Annotated in this window: 13 protein-coding genes, 1 tRNA gene and 1 pseudogene; all 15 read left to right on the top strand. The window is 61.6% G+C overall.

Going from position 1 to position 18,179, the window contains the following annotated elements; genetic code table 11:
• Positions 1-77: pseudogene (locus tag SB771_RS33180) on the top strand (elongation factor Tu); the annotation flags it as partial.
• 59 nt (positions 78-136) lie between these two features.
• Positions 137-212 (top strand) — tRNA-Trp (locus SB771_RS33185).
• A 43-nt stretch (positions 213-255) separates the two neighbouring features.
• The gene (gene secE / locus SB771_RS33190) at positions 256-636 is read left to right on the top strand and encodes a preprotein translocase subunit SecE (RefSeq protein ID WP_175661871.1); all 381 of its coding nucleotides are present in this window, start codon (positions 256-258) and stop codon (positions 634-636) included.
• A 1-nt stretch (position 637) separates the two neighbouring features.
• Positions 638-1,195: a transcription termination/antitermination protein NusG gene (gene nusG, locus SB771_RS33195; RefSeq protein ID WP_006400672.1), complete on the top strand. Its 558-nt coding sequence runs from the start codon at positions 638-640 to the stop codon at positions 1,193-1,195.
• Between the two features lie 140 nt (positions 1,196-1,335).
• The gene (gene rplK, locus SB771_RS33200) at positions 1,336-1,767 is read left to right on the top strand and encodes a 50S ribosomal protein L11 (RefSeq protein WP_006753591.1); all 432 of its coding nucleotides are present in this window, start codon (positions 1,336-1,338) and stop codon (positions 1,765-1,767) included.
• A complete protein-coding gene (gene rplA, locus SB771_RS33205) occupies positions 1,768-2,466 on the top strand; it encodes a 50S ribosomal protein L1 (RefSeq protein ID WP_006759673.1) in 699 nt (232 codons plus the stop codon).
• Between the two features lie 308 nt (positions 2,467-2,774).
• Entirely contained in the window at positions 2,775-3,272 is a 498-nt protein-coding gene (rplJ, locus tag SB771_RS33210; RefSeq protein ID WP_006753593.1) for a 50S ribosomal protein L10, read from the top strand.
• 63 nt (positions 3,273-3,335) lie between these two features.
• The gene (rplL, locus tag SB771_RS33215; protein ID WP_006759674.1) at positions 3,336-3,710 is read left to right on the top strand and encodes a 50S ribosomal protein L7/L12; all 375 of its coding nucleotides are present in this window, start codon (positions 3,336-3,338) and stop codon (positions 3,708-3,710) included.
• 377 nt (positions 3,711-4,087) lie between these two features.
• Positions 4,088-8,194: a DNA-directed RNA polymerase subunit beta gene (gene rpoB, locus SB771_RS33220; RefSeq protein WP_011655757.1), complete on the top strand. Its 4,107-nt coding sequence runs from the start codon at positions 4,088-4,090 to the stop codon at positions 8,192-8,194.
• Positions 8,195-8,215: 21 nt separating this feature from the next.
• Entirely contained in the window at positions 8,216-12,457 is a 4,242-nt protein-coding gene (gene rpoC, locus SB771_RS33225; RefSeq protein ID WP_006753596.1) for a DNA-directed RNA polymerase subunit beta', read from the top strand.
• 241 nt (positions 12,458-12,698) lie between these two features.
• Positions 12,699-14,546: a DNA helicase RecQ gene (gene recQ, locus SB771_RS33230; protein ID WP_011655758.1), complete on the top strand. Its 1,848-nt coding sequence runs from the start codon at positions 12,699-12,701 to the stop codon at positions 14,544-14,546.
• A 228-nt stretch (positions 14,547-14,774) separates the two neighbouring features.
• Positions 14,775-15,155 carry a 30S ribosomal protein S12 gene (rpsL, locus tag SB771_RS33235; RefSeq protein ID WP_006400662.1) on the top strand — a complete coding sequence of 127 codons (381 nt, stop codon included), beginning with the start codon at positions 14,775-14,777 and terminating at the stop codon, positions 15,153-15,155.
• A 172-nt stretch (positions 15,156-15,327) separates the two neighbouring features.
• Complete coding sequence (rpsG, locus tag SB771_RS33240; RefSeq protein WP_006477195.1) at positions 15,328-15,798, top strand: 30S ribosomal protein S7; 471 nt, start codon at positions 15,328-15,330, stop codon at positions 15,796-15,798.
• Between the two features lie 123 nt (positions 15,799-15,921).
• Positions 15,922-18,024 carry an elongation factor G gene (gene fusA, locus SB771_RS33245; RefSeq protein WP_006753598.1) on the top strand — a complete coding sequence of 701 codons (2,103 nt, stop codon included), beginning with the start codon at positions 15,922-15,924 and terminating at the stop codon, positions 18,022-18,024.
• 39 nt (positions 18,025-18,063) lie between these two features.
• Positions 18,064-18,179 (top strand): GTP-binding protein (locus SB771_RS33250; protein ID WP_024163107.1); only part of this gene is annotated, 116 nt, incomplete at its 3' end.

The raw sequence follows: 18,179 nt of genomic DNA on the forward strand, positions 1-18,179 counted from the left end.
AAGAAGGTCTGCGCTTCGCAATCCGCGAAGGTGGCCGTACCGTCGGCGCCGGCGTCGTCGCCAAGATCATCGAGTAAGCCAGTTATTCGTTGATCGACAGTTTTGGGGCTGGCATCAGCCGGCCCCAACATGGTTTAGGGGTATAGCTCAACTGGCAGAGCGTCGGTCTCCAAAACCGAAGGTTGGGGGTTCGATTCCCTCTGCCCCTGCCAAAAATCGCCACGTGGTCCCACGTGGCATTTGTTTTAAGGTGTTATGGCGAATCCATCCGTCGAAACTGTAAATACCTCCGGCGATAAGCTGATGCTGGCCCTGGGCGTATTGTTGGTCTTGGCCGGATTCGTGGGCTTCTTCTGGCTGGCCAACCAGCAGTGGTATGTCCGCGGTGCCGCATTGGCGGTAGGTATCATCGCCGGCGTGGCCGTCGGTCTGATGTCCGCGCCCGGCAGGGGCCTTATCGCGTTTGCCAAGGATTCGTACAAGGAAGTCCGCAAGGTCGTTTGGCCGACCCGCAAGGAAGCAACGCAAACCACGCTCGTCGTGTTCGGCTTCGTGCTCGTGATGGCGATTTTTCTCTGGTTGAGCGACAAATCGATCGAGTGGGTGATTTTCTCGGCGATTCTGGGATGGAAATGATATGAGCGATACTCCGGCATCCCCGAGCGGAAAGCGTTGGTACGTCGTGCACGCCTACTCCGGTATGGAGAAGAGCGTGCAACGCGCGCTTCAAGAGCGCATCGAACGTGCTGGCATGCAGGACAAATTCGGCCAGATCCTGGTTCCGACCGAAGAAGTGGTCGAAGTCAAAGGCGGCCACAAGGCAGTGACCGAGCGTCGTTTCTTCCCCGGCTACGTGCTGGTGGAAATGGAAATGACGGACGAAACGTGGCACCTCGTGAAGAATACGGCGAAGGTCACCGGTTTCGTCGGCGGTGCGCGTAACCGCCCGACTCCGATTTCCCCGAAGGAAGTCGAAAAGATCATGTCGCAGATGCAGGAAGGCGTCGAGAAGCCGCGCCCGAAGACCCTGTTCGAAGTTGGCGAGATGGTGCGTGTCAAGGAAGGCCCGTTCACGGACTTCAACGGCACGGTCGAGGAAGTCAACTACGAAAAATCGCGCGTGCGTGTGTCGGTCACCATCTTTGGCCGCTCCACCCCGGTCGAACTCGAGTTCGGTCAGGTCGAAAAAGTTTGATCCCCATTCGGTGGGCAGCCTTGGCTGCCCACCTTCGCGCTTACGGCCCGCGTTATGGCCGTTGAGGAGCGTCAGTAGCCAGCGGCGAACGCGCGTTATCACTCACCGAACGCCCCCTGGCGTTCCAACGAGGTTTACAAATGGCAAAGAAGATTGTCGGCTTTATCAAGCTGCAGATTCCTGCAGGTAAAGCCAACCCGTCGCCGCCGGTCGGTCCGGCACTGGGCCAGCGCGGCCTGAACATCATGGAGTTCTGCAAGGCGTTCAACGCGCAGACTCAAGGTATGGAGCCGGGTCTGCCGGTGCCGGTGGTCATCACGGCATTCGCTGACAAGAGCTTCACGTTCGTGATGAAGACGCCGCCGGCGACCGTCCTGATCAAGAAGGCGGCGAAGGTGGACAAGGGCTCGAGCAAGCCGCACACCGACAAGGTCGGTTCGATCACGCGCGCTCAAGCCGAAGAAATCGCGAAGACCAAGATGCCGGACCTTACGGCAGCTGATCTGGACGCAGCCGTTCGCACCATCGCTGGTAGCGCACGCTCGATGGGCATCACTGTGGAGGGCGTGTAAATGGCTAAGATCTCCAAGCGCCGTCAGGCATTTGCCGCCAAGGTCGACCGTCAGAAGCTGTACGCGATCGAAGACGCATTGGCACTCGTGAAGGAATGCGCGAGCGCGAAGTTCGACGAATCGATCGACGTCGCAGTCCAGCTCGGCATCGATGCGAAGAAGTCGGACCAGGTCGTTCGTGGTTCGGTCGTTCTGCCGGCAGGTACGGGCAAGTCGGTTCGCGTTGCCGTGTTCGCGCAAGGCGAGAAGGCCGAGCAAGCACGTGCAGCTGGCGCGGAAATCGTCGGTATGGAAGACCTGGCTGAGCAGATCAAGGCTGGCCAGATGGACTTCGACATCGTGATCGCTTCGCCGGACACGATGCGTATCGTCGGTACGCTCGGTCAGATCCTCGGCCCGCGCGGCCTGATGCCGAACCCGAAGGTCGGCACGGTCACGCCGGACGTCGCGACGGCAGTCAAGAACGCGAAGGCTGGTCAGGTGCAATTCCGTGTCGACAAGGCCGGTATCATCCACGCGACCATCGGCCGTGCATCGTTCGAAGCTGCAGCACTGCGCTCGAACCTGTCGGCACTGATCGAAGCGCTGCAGAAGGCGAAGCCGGCAACGAGCAAGGGTGTCTACCTGCGCAAGGTCGCTCTGTCGAGCACGATGGGCGTTGGCCTGCGTGTCGACCAGGCTACGCTGGCAGCACAGTAAGCAAGTATTCGGGCCGCTTCGTTCGCGAGGCGGCCTACATGGGCTTTGGGCGGTTGTTCGTGCAGTAGGGCGGGCAACCGGTTATCAAAGACCGTTGGTGGGGCGCAGCAGGCAGGCGATCCCTTAATTCAAGCCAACGCAGATGGCGAACCCGAAAAAGTTTTGCAGTGGTGAAGCCGCAGGTCGTGAAGCGATTCACGGCGTGAGGTGGAAATACTCCTAACGAGGTCGGACGCCGTTGTTGAACGAGGTGCGTGAGGTTTCGGCCATGCCGGCCGCACCGAACGTATCGTTTCTGGAGGCTAACCGTGCCGCTTAATAGAGAAGACAAGCAAGCCGTCGTCGCTGAGGTTGCCGCGCAAGTCGCGAAGGCCCAGACCGTTGTGCTGGCTGAGTATCGTGGAATTGCGGTTGGCGATCTGACCAAGCTGCGCGCGCAAGCGCGTGAGAAGCAGGTGTACCTGCGCGTGTTGAAGAACACGCTGGCGCGTCGCGCTGTTGAAGGTACGCCGTTTGCTCCGCTGGCAGAGCAGATGACTGGTCCGTTGATCTACGGCATCTCTGAAGATGCAATTGCCGCTGCTAAGGTCGTCAACGACTTCAGCAAGGGCAATGACAAGTTGGTCATCAAGGCTGGTTCGTTCGATGGCAAGGTGATGGACAAGGCTGGCGTGCAAGCGCTGGCAAGCATCCCGAGCCGCGAAGAACTGCTCTCGAAGCTGCTGTTCGTTATGCAATCGCCTGTTTCGGGCTTCGCGCGTGCTCTCGCCGCGCTGGCCGAGAAGAAGCAAGCAGAAGCTGCGTAAGCGAACATGCATCAGCGTCACTGATCGCTGGCTGTATCCGAATTCAATTTAGGAGTATTTCAAATGGCAATCGCAAAAGAAGACATCCTGGCAGCAGTCGAAGGGATGACCGTTCTGGAACTGAACGAACTGGTCAAGGCGTTCGAAGAGAAGTTTGGCGTGTCGGCAGCTGCAGTGGCAGTCGCTGGCCCGGCAGGCGGCGGCGCTGCTGCTGCTGCAGAAGAGAAGACCGAATTCACGGTCGTCCTGACTGAAGCAGGCAGCAACAAGGTTGCAGTCATCAAGGCAGTTCGCGAACTGACGGGCCTGGGCCTGAAGGAAGCGAAGGACGTCGTTGACGGCGCACCGAAGGCTGTCAAGGAAGGCGTCGACAAGGCTGCTGCTGACGAAGCCAAGAAGAAGCTGGAAGACGCGGGCGCGAAGGTCGAAGTCAAGTAAGTTTCGACGCGCTGTGCGAAGGCTGGCGGTATTTTCACCGCCGGCCTTTTTGTGCTTTGTGGGGACGTTATTCTGGCACTCTTTTGGGAGCCCGAATAATCGGCCCCAGAAGCCAAAGAAAACCGCCGAATCGTTGTCAATGGTCACGATTGGCGTTTCTCTTTGTCTTCTGAAGCGACTGCAGAAGGCAAGTTTGGTCGGGTAGCGGGCAACACAGGCATCCGCTGCCGTCAGCCAGCGGTTGGTAGCGGCCAACCACCAAGCTTCTCGGCTCGTTCAAGCCATCGGGCGGCCATCGGGTCTCAGTCGGTGAACACTCGGGTTAGAAACGTCCAGGTATCCCGCCTCGACAGCACCCGCCGTGATTCGGAGATCGTATGCAATATTCCTTCACCGAGAAGAAGCGCATTCGCAAGAGTTTCGCGAAGCGCCCCATCGTTCACCAAGTTCCGTTCTTGCTGGCCACCCAGCTTGAATCATTCAGCACGTTTCTGCAAGCCGATGTGCCGGGCACGCAACGCAAGCCTGAAGGTTTGCAGGCCGCCTTCACATCGGTATTTCCCATTGTTTCGCACAACGGTTTCGCGCGCCTCGAGTTCGTGAGCTATGCGTTGTCCTCGCCGGCATTCAACATCAAGGAATGCCAGCAGCGGGGCCTGACGTACTGCTCCGCGCTGCGCGCGAAGGTCCGCCTCGTCATCCTCGACAAGGAATCGCCGAACAAGCCGGTCGTCAAGGAAGTGAAGGAGCAGGAAGTGTACATGGGCGAAATTCCGCTCATGACGCCGACGGGCTCGTTCGTCATCAACGGCACCGAGCGTGTCATCGTCTCGCAGCTGCACCGTTCGCCGGGCGTGTTCTTCGAACACGACAAGGGCAAGACGCACAGCTCGGGCAAGCTGCTGTTCTCGGCACGGATCATTCCGTACCGCGGCTCGTGGCTCGACTTCGAATTCGATCCGAAGGACATCCTGTACTTCCGCGTCGACCGTCGCCGCAAGATGCCGGTCACGATCCTGCTGAAGGCCATCGGCCTCACGCCGGAACAGATCCTCGCGAACTTCTTCGTGTTCGACAACTTCACGCTGATGGACGAAGGCGCGCAACTCGAGTTCGTGCCCGAGCGCCTGCGTGGTGAAGTCGCGCGCTTCGACATCACGGATCGCGACGGCAAGGTCATCGTCCAGAAGGACAAGCGGATCAACGCGAAGCACATTCGCGACCTCGAAGCCGCGAAGACCAAGTTCATCTCGGTGCCGGAAGACTATCTGCTCGGCCGCGTGCTGGCGAAGAACGTCGTCGACGGCGACACCGGCGAAGTGATCGCGAGCGCGAACGACGAAGTCACGGAAAGCGTGCTCGAGAAGCTGCGCGAAGCGGGCATCAAGGAAATCCAGACGCTCTACACGAACGATCTGGACCAGGGTCCGTACATCTCGTCGACGCTGCGTGTCGACGAAACGACCGACAAGACGGCCGCGCGCATTGCGATCTACCGCATGATGCGCCCGGGCGAGCCGCCGACCGAAGAAGCGGTCGAGGCACTGTTTAACCGTCTGTTCTACAGCGAAGAAGCGTACGACCTGTCGAAGGTCGGCCGCATGAAGTTCAACCGCCGCGTCGGCCGTGACGAGATCACCGGCCCGATGACGCTGCAGGACGACGACATCCTCGCGACGATCAAGATCCTCGTCGAGCTGCGCAACGGCAAGGGCGAAGTGGACGACATCGACCACCTCGGCAACCGCCGCGTGCGTTGTGTCGGCGAACTGGCGGAAAACCAGTTCCGCGCGGGTCTCGTGCGTGTCGAGCGCGCGGTCAAGGAACGCCTCGGCCAGGCCGAAAGCGAAAACCTGATGCCGCACGACCTGATCAACTCGAAGCCGATTTCGTCGGCGATTCGCGAGTTCTTCGGTTCGTCGCAGCTGTCGCAGTTCATGGACCAGACCAACCCGCTGTCGGAAATCACGCACAAGCGCCGTGTTTCCGCACTGGGCCCGGGCGGTCTGACGCGCGAACGCGCAGGCTTCGAAGTTCGTGACGTGCACCCGACCCACTATGGCCGCGTGTGCCCGATCGAAACGCCGGAAGGTCCGAACATCGGCCTGATCAACTCGCTCGCACTGTACGCGCACCTGAACGAGTACGGCTTCCTCGAGACGCCGTACCGCAAGGTCGTGGACAGCAAGGTGACCGACCAGATCGATTACCTGTCGGCGATCGAGGAAGGCCGCTACATGATCGCTCAGGCGAACGCCGCGATCGACGAGAATGGCCAGCTGGTCGACGAACTCGTGTCGTCGCGTGAAGCCGGCGAAACGATGATGGTCACGCCGGACCGTATCCAGTACATGGACGTCGCGCCGTCGCAGATCGTGTCGGTTGCAGCCTCGCTGATCCCGTTCCTCGAGCACGACGATGCGAACCGTGCACTGATGGGTTCGAACATGCAGCGTCAGGCCGTGCCGTGTCTGCGTCCGGAGAAGCCGGTCGTCGGTACGGGCATCGAGCGCACCTGCGCGGTCGACTCGGGCACGACGGTTCAGGCGTTCCGTGGCGGCGTCGTCGACTATGTCGACGCAGGCCGTATCGTGATTCGCGTGAACGACGACGAAGCGGTCGCAGGTGAAGTCGGTGTCGACATCTACAACCTGATCAAGTACACGCGTTCGAACCAGAACACGAACATCAACCAGCGTCCGATCGTGAAGATGGGCGACAAGGTCTCGCGCGGCGACGTGCTGGCCGACGGCGCCTCGACGGACCTGGGCGAGCTCGCGCTCGGCCAGAACATGCTGATCGCGTTCATGCCGTGGAACGGCTACAACTTCGAGGATTCGATCCTGATCTCGGAGAAGGTGGTCGCCGACGATCGCTACACGTCGATCCACATCGAAGAGCTGAACGTCGTTGCACGCGACACGAAGCTCGGGCCGGAAGAAATCACGCGCGACATCTCGAACCTGGCGGAAGTCCAGCTCGGCCGTCTCGACGAATCGGGCATCGTGTACATCGGTGCTGAAGTCGAAGCGGGCGACGTGCTGGTCGGCAAGGTCACGCCGAAGGGCGAGACCCAGCTGACGCCGGAAGAGAAGCTGCTGCGCGCGATCTTCGGCGAGAAGGCATCGGACGTGAAGGACACGTCGCTGCGCGTGCCGTCGGGCATGAGCGGTACCGTGATCGACGTCCAGGTGTTCACGCGTGAAGGCATCCAGCGCGACAAGCGTGCGCAACAGATCATCGACGACGAACTGAAGCGCTACCGTCTCGACCTGAACGACCAGCTGCGCATCGTGGAAGGCGACGCGTTCCAGCGTCTCGCGCGCATGCTCGTGGGCAAGGTCGCGAACGGCGGTCCGAAGAAGCTCGCGAAGGGCACGAAGATCGACCAGGCTTACCTGGAAGACCTCGACCACTACCACTGGTTCGACATCCGCCTGGCGGACGACGAAGCAGCGGCGCAGCTCGAAGCGATCAAGAACTCGATCGAGGAAAAGCGTCACCAGTTCGACCTCGCGTTCGAAGAGAAGCGCAAGAAGCTCACGCAAGGCGACGAACTGCCGCCGGGCGTGCTGAAGATGGTCAAGGTGTACCTCGCGGTGAAGCGCCGTCTGCAGCCTGGCGACAAGATGGCAGGCCGTCACGGTAACAAGGGTGTCGTGTCGAAGATCGTCCCGATCGAAGACATGCCGTACATGGCCGACGGCCGTCCGGCCGACGTCGTGCTGAACCCGCTCGGCGTGCCGTCGCGGATGAACGTGGGTCAGGTTCTGGAAGTGCACCTCGGCTGGGCCGCGAAGGGCCTCGGCTGGCGTATCGGCGAAATGCTGCAGCGTCAGGCGAAGATCGAGGAAATGCGTTCGTTCCTGACGAAGATCTACAACGACTCGGGTCGCAAGGAAGATCTGGAAAGCTTCACCGACGACGAGATCCTCGAACTCGCGAAGAACCTGCGCGAAGGCGTGCCGTTCGCGACGCCGGTGTTCGACGGTGCGACCGAGGAAGAAATGGGCAAGATGCTCGACCTCGCGTTCCCGGACGACATCGCCGAACAGCTCGGCATGAACCCGTCGAAGAACCAGGTCCGTCTGTACGACGGCCGCACGGGTGAAATGTTCGAACGTCGCGTGACGCTTGGCTACATGCACTACCTGAAGCTGCACCACTTGGTCGACGACAAGATGCACGCGCGTTCGACCGGCCCGTACTCGCTCGTCACGCAGCAGCCGCTGGGTGGTAAGGCGCAGTTCGGTGGCCAGCGTTTCGGTGAAATGGAAGTGTGGGCGCTCGAAGCGTACGGCGCGTCCTACGTGCTGCAGGAAATGCTGACGGTGAAGTCGGACGACGTGAACGGCCGGACCAAGGTCTATGAGAACCTGGTCAAGGGCGATCACGTCATCGATGCAGGCATGCCGGAATCCTTCAACGTGCTCGTGAAGGAAATCCGCTCGCTCGGTATCGATATCGATCTCGACCGCAATTAATCGGACTACGGAGAGAAGGCAATGAAAGCTCTGCTCGATCTATTCAAGCAAGTCCAACAGGAAGAAGTTTTCGACGCGATCAAGATCGGTCTGGCCTCGCCGGACAAGATCCGTTCGTGGTCGTTCGGCGAAGTGAAGAAGCCGGAGACCATCAACTACCGTACGTTCAAGCCGGAACGCGATGGTCTGTTCTGCGCGAAGATCTTCGGGCCGATCAAGGACTACGAGTGCCTGTGCGGCAAGTACAAGCGTCTGAAGCACCGCGGCGTGATCTGCGAGAAGTGCGGCGTCGAAGTGACGCTGGCGAAGGTGCGTCGCGAACGCATGGGCCACATCGAGCTGGCCTCGCCGGTCGCGCACATCTGGTTCCTGAAGTCGCTGCCGTCGCGTCTGGGCATGGTGCTCGACATGACGCTGCGCGACATCGAACGCGTGCTGTACTTCGAAGCGTACGTGGTGATCGAACCGGGCATGACGCCGCTGAAGGCGCGGCAGATCATGACCGAAGAGGATTACTACAACAAGGTCGAGGAATACGGCGACGAATTCCGTGCCGAGATGGGCGCGGAAGGCGTGCGTGAACTGCTGCGCGCGATCAACATCGACGAGCAGGTCGAGACGCTGCGCACCGAGCTGAAGAACACCGGCTCGGAAGCGAAGATCAAGAAGTACGCGAAGCGCCTGAAGGTCCTCGAGGCATTCCAGCGCTCGGGCATCAAGCCCGAGTGGATGATCCTCGAAGTGCTGCCGGTGCTGCCGCCGGAACTGCGTCCGCTCGTGCCGCTGGACGGCGGCCGTTTCGCGACGTCGGACCTGAACGACCTGTATCGCCGCGTGATCAACCGTAACAACCGGTTGAAGCGTCTGCTCGAGCTGAAGGCGCCTGAAATCATCGTCCGCAACGAAAAGCGGATGCTGCAGGAAGCCGTCGACTCGCTGCTCGACAACGGTCGTCGCGGCAAGGCGATGACGGGCGCGAACAAGCGTCCGCTGAAGTCGCTCGCCGACATGATCAAGGGTAAGGGCGGCCGTTTCCGTCAGAACCTGCTGGGCAAGCGCGTCGACTACTCGGGCCGTTCGGTCATCGTGGTCGGCCCGACGCTGAAGCTGCACCAGTGCGGTCTGCCGAAGCTGATGGCGCTCGAACTGTTCAAGCCGTTCATCTTCAACAAGCTGGAAGTGATGGGCGTCGCGACGACCATCAAGGCTGCGAAGAAGGAAGTCGAGAACCAGACGCCGGTGGTGTGGGACATCCTCGAAGAGGTGATCCGCGAGCACCCGGTGATGCTGAACCGTGCGCCGACGCTGCACCGTCTCGGTATCCAGGCGTTCGAGCCCGTGCTGATCGAAGGCAAGGCGATCCAGCTGCACCCGCTCGTCTGCGCGGCGTTCAACGCCGACTTCGACGGTGACCAGATGGCCGTTCACGTGCCGCTGTCGCTCGAAGCGCAGATGGAAGCGCGTACGCTGATGCTGGCGTCGAACAACGTGCTGTTCCCGGCCAACGGCGATCCGTCGATCGTGCCGTCGCAGGATATCGTGCTGGGTCTGTACTACGCGACCCGCGAAGCGATCAACGCGAAGGGCGAAGGCCTGTCGTTCACCGGCGTGTCGGAAGTGATCCGCGCGTACGAGAACAAGGAAGTCGAGCTGGCGTCGCGCGTCAACGTGCGGATCACCGAAATGGTTCGCAACGAGGACACGTCCGAAGGCGCGCCGCAATTCGTGCCGAAGATCTCGCTGTACGCGACGACCGTCGGTCGCGCGATCCTGTCGGAGATCCTGCCGCACGGCCTGCCGTTCTCGGTGCTGAACAAGCCGCTGAAGAAGAAGGAAATCTCGCGCCTGATCAACACCGCATTCCGCAAGTGCGGTCTGCGTGCGACGGTCGTGTTCGCCGACCAGCTGATGCAGTCGGGTTTCCGTCTCGCGACGCGTGCCGGCATTTCGATCTGCGTGGACGACATGCTCGTGCCGCCGCAGAAGGAAACGATCGTCGGCGACGCCGCGAAGAAGGTGAAGGAGTACGACCGCCAGTACATGTCGGGTCTCGTCACCGCGCAGGAACGCTACAACAACGTGGTCGACATCTGGTCGGCAACGTCGGAAGCGGTCGGCAAGGCGATGATGGAGCAGCTGTCGACGGAGCCGGTGACGGACCGCGACGGCAACGAGACGCGCCAGGAGTCGTTCAACTCGATCTACATGATGGCCGACTCGGGCGCCCGGGGTTCGGCGGTGCAGATTCGTCAGCTGGCCGGTATGCGTGGCCTGATGGCGAAGCCGGACGGCTCGATTATCGAGACGCCGATTACCGCGAACTTCCGCGAAGGCCTGAACGTGTTGCAGTACTTCATCTCGACCCACGGTGCACGTAAGGGTCTGGCTGATACGGCACTGAAGACCGCGAACTCGGGTTACCTGACGCGTCGTCTCGTCGACGTTACGCAGGATCTGGTGGTGGTCGAGGACGATTGCGGCACGTCGAACGGCGTGGCGATGAAGGCGCTGGTCGAAGGCGGTGAAGTCGTCGAAGCGCTGCGTGACCGTATCCTCGGCCGCGTCGCGGTCGCGGACGTCGTGAACCCGGAAACGCAGGAAACGCTGTACGAATCGGGCACGCTGCTCGACGAAACGGCGGTCGAGGAAATCGAACGCCTCGGCATCGACGAAGTGCGCGTGCGCACGCCGCTGACCTGCGAAACGCGTTACGGTCTGTGCGCGGCCTGCTACGGCCGTGACCTGGGCCGCGGCTCGCTCGTGAACGTCGGCGAAGCAGTCGGCGTGATCGCGGCACAGTCGATCGGTGAACCGGGCACGCAGCTGACGATGCGTACGTTCCACATCGGTGGTGCGGCATCGCGTGCGGCAGTGGCGTCGTCGGTCGAAGCGAAGAGCAACGGTATCGTGCGCTTCACGGCGACGATGCGTTACGTCACCAACGCGAAGGGCGAGCAGATCGTCATTTCGCGTTCGGGCGAGGCGCTGATCACCGACGATATCGGCCGCGAGCGCGAACGTCACAAAATCCCGTACGGCGCGACGCTGCTGCAGCTCGACGGCGCGGCGATCAAGGCCGGCACGCAGCTGGCGACGTGGGATCCGATGACGCGTCCGATCATCACCGAGTACGGTGGTACGGTGAAGTTCGAGAACGTCGAGGAAGGCGTGACCGTCGCGAAGCAGATCGACGACGTGACCGGCCTGTCGACGCTGGTCGTGATCGACGTGAAGCGTCGTGGTTCGCAAGCTTCGAAGAGCGTGCGTCCGCAGGTGAAGCTGCTCGACGCGAACGGCGAGGAAGTGAAGATCCCGGGCACGGAACACGCTGTGCAGATCGGCTTCCAGGTCGGCGCACTGATCACCGTGAAGGACGGCCAGCAAGTGCAGGTGGGTGAAGTGCTTGCACGTATCCCGACCGAAGCGCAGAAGACGCGTGACATTACCGGCGGTCTGCCGCGGGTGGCGGAACTGTTCGAAGCGCGTTCGCCGAAGGATGCCGGCATTCTCGCGGAAGTCACCGGTACGACGTCGTTCGGCAAGGACACGAAGGGCAAGCAGCGTCTCGTCATCACGGACCTCGAAGGCAATCAGCACGAGTTCCTGATCGCGAAGGAAAAGCAGGTGCTGGTCCACGATGCTCAGGTCGTCAACAAGGGCGAAATGATCGTGGACGGCCCGGCCGATCCGCACGACATCCTGCGTCTGCAGGGTATCGAGGCGCTGTCGCGCTACATCGTCGACGAAGTGCAGGACGTGTATCGTCTGCAGGGCGTGAAGATCAACGACAAGCACATCGAGGTGATCGTTCGCCAGATGCTGCGTCGTGTGCAGATCACCGACAACGGTGATACGCGCTTCATCCCGGGCGAACAGGTCGAGCGTTCCGACATGCTGGACGAGAACGATCGCATGATCGCCGAGGACAAGCGCCCGGCTTCGTACGACAACGTGCTCCTCGGTATCACGAAGGCGTCGCTGTCGACCGACTCGTTCATCTCGGCGGCATCGTTCCAGGAAACGACCCGCGTGCTGACCGAAGCGGCGATCATGGGCAAGCGCGACGATCTGCGCGGTCTGAAGGAAAACGTGATCGTCGGCCGTCTGATCCCGGCCGGTACGGGTCTCGCGTTCCACAAGGCGCGCAAGGCGAAGGAGATGTCCGACCGCGAGCGTTTCGACCAGATCGCTGCGGAAGAGGCATTCGACTTCGGCACGCCGAGCACGCCGGCGGAAGAGCCGCAACACCCGGCAGCCGAGTAAGCATGGGCGGCGCGAGCCGCCTTACGTTGCCGTATTCGCTGTCATCGAAGCCGCCCGGTCCGCCGGGCGGTTTTTTTTATCCGTCGTTCACGTTCATGACGGGCTTGCCGCACGGTTGCGCAGGCCCGTCATGCGCGCGCACGAACCCTGTCCGATGGGCCAACGTTTCACGATTCGCCGCGCGCTGCGCGAGCGGGTTGTTAAAATTGCGGTCATCGTTCCGCCGTCCTCCTTCTCATTCATGTCCCGCGCCCTCGAAATCCTCGACGAAGTCTTTGGTTATTCCGCATTTCGCGGCCAGCAGGGCGAAATCGTCGAACACGTCGCCGGCGGCGGCGATTGCCTCGTGCTGATGCCGACCGGCGGCGGCAAGTCGCTGTGCTACCAGATCCCGGCGCTGCTGCGCCGCGAGGCGGGGCAGGGCGCGGGCATCGTCGTGTCGCCGCTGATCGCGCTGATGCAGGACCAGGTCGCCGCGCTCAGCGAAGTCGGCGTGCGCGCGGCGTATCTGAACTCGACGCTGTCGGGCGCCGAAGCCGCGGCCACCGAGCGCGCGCTGCGCGAAGGCGAGATCGATCTGCTGTACGTGGCGCCCGAGCGGCTGATGACGGGGCGCTTCCTCGAGCTGCTCGAACGCGCGAGGATCGGCCTGTTCGCGATCGACGAGGCGCACTGCGTTTCGCAGTGGGGTCACGACTTCCGTCCCGAATACATTCAGTTGTCGGTGTTGCACGAGCGCTTCCCGTCGGTGCCGCGTATCGCGCTGACGGCCACCGCCGACGCGATCACGCGCGACGAGATCATCCATCGCCTCGCGCTCGACGATGCGCGCGTGTTCGTGTCGAGCTTCGATCGCCCGAACATCCGGTACCGGATCGTCGAGAAGGACAACGCGCGCGCGCAGCTGCTCGACTTCATCCGCGCGGAGCATACGAACGCGGACGGCACGACCGACGCGGGCGTCGTCTACTGCCTGTCGCGCCGCAAGGTCGAGGAAACGGCCGAATGGCTGAAGGCGCAGGGCGTGCGGGCGCTGCCGTATCACGCGGGGATGGAGTTCGAGGTGCGGCAGAAGCACCAGGAAATGTTCCAGCGCGAGGAAGGCGTCGTGATGTGCGCGACCATCGCGTTCGGCATGGGCATCGACAAGCCGGACGTGCGCTTTGTCGCACACCTCGATTTGCCGAAGAGCGTCGAAGGCTATTACCAGGAAACGGGCCGGGCGGGCCGCGACGGGATGCCGGCGAACGCGTGGATGGCGTATGGCCTCGGCGATGTCGTCCAGCAGCGCAAGATGATCGACGAGTCGGATGCGGACGACGCGCACAAGCGCGTCCAGACGTCGAAGCTCGACGCGCTGCTCGGGCTGTGCGAGACGATCTCGTGCCGGCGCGTGCGATTGCTGAACTACTTCGGCGAGGCGAGCCAGCCGTGCGGCAACTGCGACACCTGCCTCGAGCCGCCCGATTCGTGGGATGCGACGCGCGAAGCGCAGATGGCGCTGTCGTGCGTGTTCCGCGCGCAGCGCGCGAGCGGCTTCAATTTCGGTTCGAGCCATCTGATCGAGATCCTGCGCGGCGGCCGCACCGAGAAGGTGCTGCAGCGCGGTCACGACCAGCTCAGTACGTTCGGGATCGGCGCGGCGCTGTCCGAGCCCGAATGGCGCGCGATTTTCCGGCAGCTCGTCGCATATGGCTATCTGGCGGTCGACCATGGCGGATTCGGCGCGCTCATGCTGACCGAGGCCGCGAAGCCGGTGCTGAAGAACGAGGAGAAGGTCACGCTGCGCCGCTACGTGAAGCCGCAGCGCACGCGCCAGTCGTCCAGCCGCAGCGGCACGCGGGTCGACCCGACGGCCGGCATGGGCGCGCGCGAGCGGGCCCGCTGGGATGCGTTGCGTGCGTGGCGCGCGGAAACCGCGAAGTCCGACGGCGTGCCGGCCTACGTGATCTTCCACGACGCCACACTCGCCGAGATCGCGCGCAACGCGCCCGAGACGATCGAGGACCTGCGCCATATCCCCGGCATGGGCGTGCGCAAGCTCGAACGCTTCGGCGACGAGATCATCGACGTTGTCGAATCCGCATGACACAGGTGTTCCGACCCTTCCGGTAAACCGCTGCCGCGGCCGGCAAATCACGCAAGCCGTTGACTTAGTTGGTATTTCCGGAATATGATGTTGGGTTCCGGTAATCGGCAGGCCGCGTCGCGTTCCAAAGTTCGTGTCCAACTCGCCGGTGTCGGAAGTCAACTGTGCGTCGATTCTCGCTTTGCCCGAAATCGATGTGCAGATTTTGTTCAATTTCAGGAATAAACAATGCCAACCATCAACCAACTGGTTCGCAAAGGCCGTCAGTCGGAAACGACGAAGAGCAAGAGCCCGGCCCTGCAGGACTGCCCCCAGCGTCGCGGCGTGTGCACCCGTGTGTACACGACGACGCCGAAGAAGCCGAACTCGGCACTCCGTAAGGTCGCCAAGGTTCGTCTGACGAACGGCTTCGAAGTGATTTCGTACATCGGCGGTGAAGGCCACAACCTGCAGGAACACTCGGTTGTGCTGATCCGCGGCGGCCGTGTGAAGGACTTGCCGGGTGTGCGTTACCACATGGTTCGCGGCTCGCTGGATACCCAGGGCGTCAAGGACCGTAAGCAAGCGCGCTCGAAGTACGGCGCGAAGCGTGCAAAGGCTGCCAAGTAAGCAGTTTTTGATCAGGGATCGCCCAAGGGCGGTCAAGGCGGGAGTGCCGGATTGCCGGTGCTGTCGAGTAAGTGGTCACCCGGCCAAGCTGGTTAGTCGTGAAGATGTGATCGGGTTTGTTGGTGGCCGCGGAGCTGGATACAGCTCCAACTGAACAGGTAAAGGAAGAATCATGCCGCGTCGTCGCGAAGTCCCCAAGCGGGAAGTGTTGCCGGATCCGAAGTTCGGCAACGTTGATGTAGCCAAGTTCATGAACATGCTGATGCTGTCCGGCAAGAAGTCGGTCGCAGAGCGCATCGTTTATGGCGCATTCGAACAAATCCAGACCAAGGGTGGCAAGGACCCGCTGGAAGTGTTCACGGTTGCGCTCAACAACGTGAAGCCGGTGGTCGAAGTGAAGAGCCGCCGCGTTGGTGGTGCCAACTATCAGGTTCCGGTCGAAGTGCGCCCGTCGCGTCGTATGGCATTGGCGATGCGCTGGCTGCGCGAGGCTGCGAAGAAGCGCAGCGAGAAGTCGATGGCTCTGCGCCTGGCAGGTGAACTCTCCGAAGCGGCCGAAGGCCGTGGCGGCGCGATGAAGAAGCGCGACGAAGTTCACCGCATGGCAGAAGCCAACCGCGCGTTCTCGCATTTCCGTTTCTAAGCGCCTGTCAGGGCTGTTAGCGGAAATAAATTCCGGGCGGGTGCGCTTTTCAGGCGCCTCGCCCGTTTGTGTTGAAGCATGATGCAGCAGGGCTGCATCATGTCATCCCAGTAGAGGATCAAAGTGGCTCGCAAGACTCCTATCGAGCGCTACCGAAATATCGGTATTAGCGCTCACATCGACGCCGGCAAAACGACGACGACCGAGCGCATTCTGTTTTACACCGGTGTGAACCACAAGATCGGTGAAGTCCACGACGGCGCAGCCACGATGGACTGGATGGAGCAGGAACAGGAGCGTGGCATCACGATCACGTCCGCTGCTACCACGGCCTTCTGGAAGGGCATGGGCGGCAACTATCCGGAACACCGCATCAACATCATCGACACCCCGGGCCACGTCGACTTCACGATCGAAGTGGAGCGCTCGATGCGCGTGCTCGACGGCGCGTGCATGGTGTACTGCGCAGTGGGCGGCGTGCAGCCGCAGTCGGAAACGGTGTGGCGCCAGGCCAACAAGTACAAGGTTCCCCGTCTCGCGTTCGTCAACAAGATGGACCGTACCGGCGCGAACTTCTTCAAGGTCTACGACCAGCTCCGTCTGCGCCTGAAGGCGAACCCGGTTCCGGTCGTGGTGCCGATCGGCTCGGAAGAAAACTTCAAGGGCGTGGTCGACCTGATCAAGATGAAGGCGATCATTTGGGACGAAGCGTCCCAAGGCACGAAGTTCGACTACGTCGACATCCCGGCAGAGCTCGCCGAGACCTGCAAGGAATGGCGCGAAAAGATGGTCGAAGTGGCTGCTGAAGCCAACGAAGACCTGATGAACAAGTACCTGGAAGAAGGCGATCTGCCGGAAGCCGACATCGTCAAGGCGCTGCGCGACCGTACGATCGCGTGCGAAATCCAGCCGATGCTGTGCGGTACCGCGTTCAAGAACAAGGGCGTGCAGCGTATGCTCGACGCCGTGATCGACTTCCTGCCGTCGCCGGTCGACATCCCGCCGGTCAAGGGCGAGCTGGAAAACGGCGAAGCAGCGGAGCGCAAGGCGTCGGACGACGAGAAGTTCTCGTCGCTCGCGTTCAAGATCATGACCGACCCGTTCGTCGGCCAGCTGATCTTCTTCCGCGTGTATTCGGGCGTCGTCAATTCGGGCGACACGCTGCTGAACTCGACCAAGGGCAAGAAGGAACGCCTCGGCCGTATTCTGCAGATGCACGCGAACCAGCGTGAAGAAATCAAGGAAGTCCGTGCGGGCGACATCGCCGCTGCGGTCGGCCTGAAGGAAGCGACCACGGGCGACACGCTGTGCGATCCGGCAAACCCGATCGTTCTCGAGCGCATGGTGTTCCCGGAGCCGGTGATTTCGCAGGCTGTCGAGCCGAAGACCAAGGCTGACCAGGAAAAGATGGGCCTCGCGCTGAACCGCCTGGCGCAGGAAGACCCGTCGTTCCGCGTGCAGACCGACGAAGAGTCGGGCCAGACCATCATTTCGGGCATGGGCGAGCTCCACCTCGAAATTCTGGTCGACCGGATGAAGCGTGAATTCGGCGTGGAAGCGACCGTCGGCAAGCCGCAGGTTGCATACCGCGAAACGATCCGTTCGACGGCGAAGGACGTCGACGGCAAGTTCGTCAAGCAGTCGGGTGGTCGCGGCCAGTACGGTCACGCGGTCATCACGCTCGAGCCGAACGAACAGGGCAAGGGCTACGAGTTCTTCGACGAGATCAAGGGTGGTGTGATTCCGCGTGAATACATCCCGGCGGTCGACAAGGGTATCCAGGACACGCTGAAGTCGGGCGTGCTGGCTGGCTTCCCGGTCGTCGACGTGAAGGTTCACCTGACGTTCGGTTCGTACCACGACGTTGACTCGAACGAAAATGCGTTCCGCATGGCCGGTTCGATGGCGTTCAAGGAAGCGATGCGCAAGGCGAACCCGGTCGTCCTCGAGCCGATGATGGCTGTCGAAGTCGAGACGCCGGAAGACTACATGGGCAACGTCATGGGCGACCTGTCGGGTCGTCGCGGCATCGTCCAGGGCATGGAAGACATGGTTGGCGGCGGCAAGATCGTTCGCGCCGAAGTGCCGCTGTCGGAAATGTTCGGTTACTCGACGTCGCTGCGTTCGCTGACGCAAGGTCGTGCAACGTACACGATGGAGTTCAAGCACTACGCTGAAGCTCCGCGCAACGTTGCTGAAGCGATCATCAGCGCGAAGTCGAAGTAATTCGTTATCACAATCGATTATTTTTGAAAGAAGAGAATCATGGCAAAAGGTAAATTCGAGCGGACCAAGCCGCACGTGAACGTTGGTACGATCGGTCACGTCGACCACGGCAAGACGACGCTGACGGCAGCGATCACGACGGTTCTGACGAAGAA

Origin of the sequence: Burkholderia sp. SIMBA_051 (genome assembly GCF_046534915.1) — a bacterium.
Taxonomy (GTDB): domain Bacteria; phylum Pseudomonadota; class Gammaproteobacteria; order Burkholderiales; family Burkholderiaceae; genus Burkholderia; species Burkholderia ambifaria.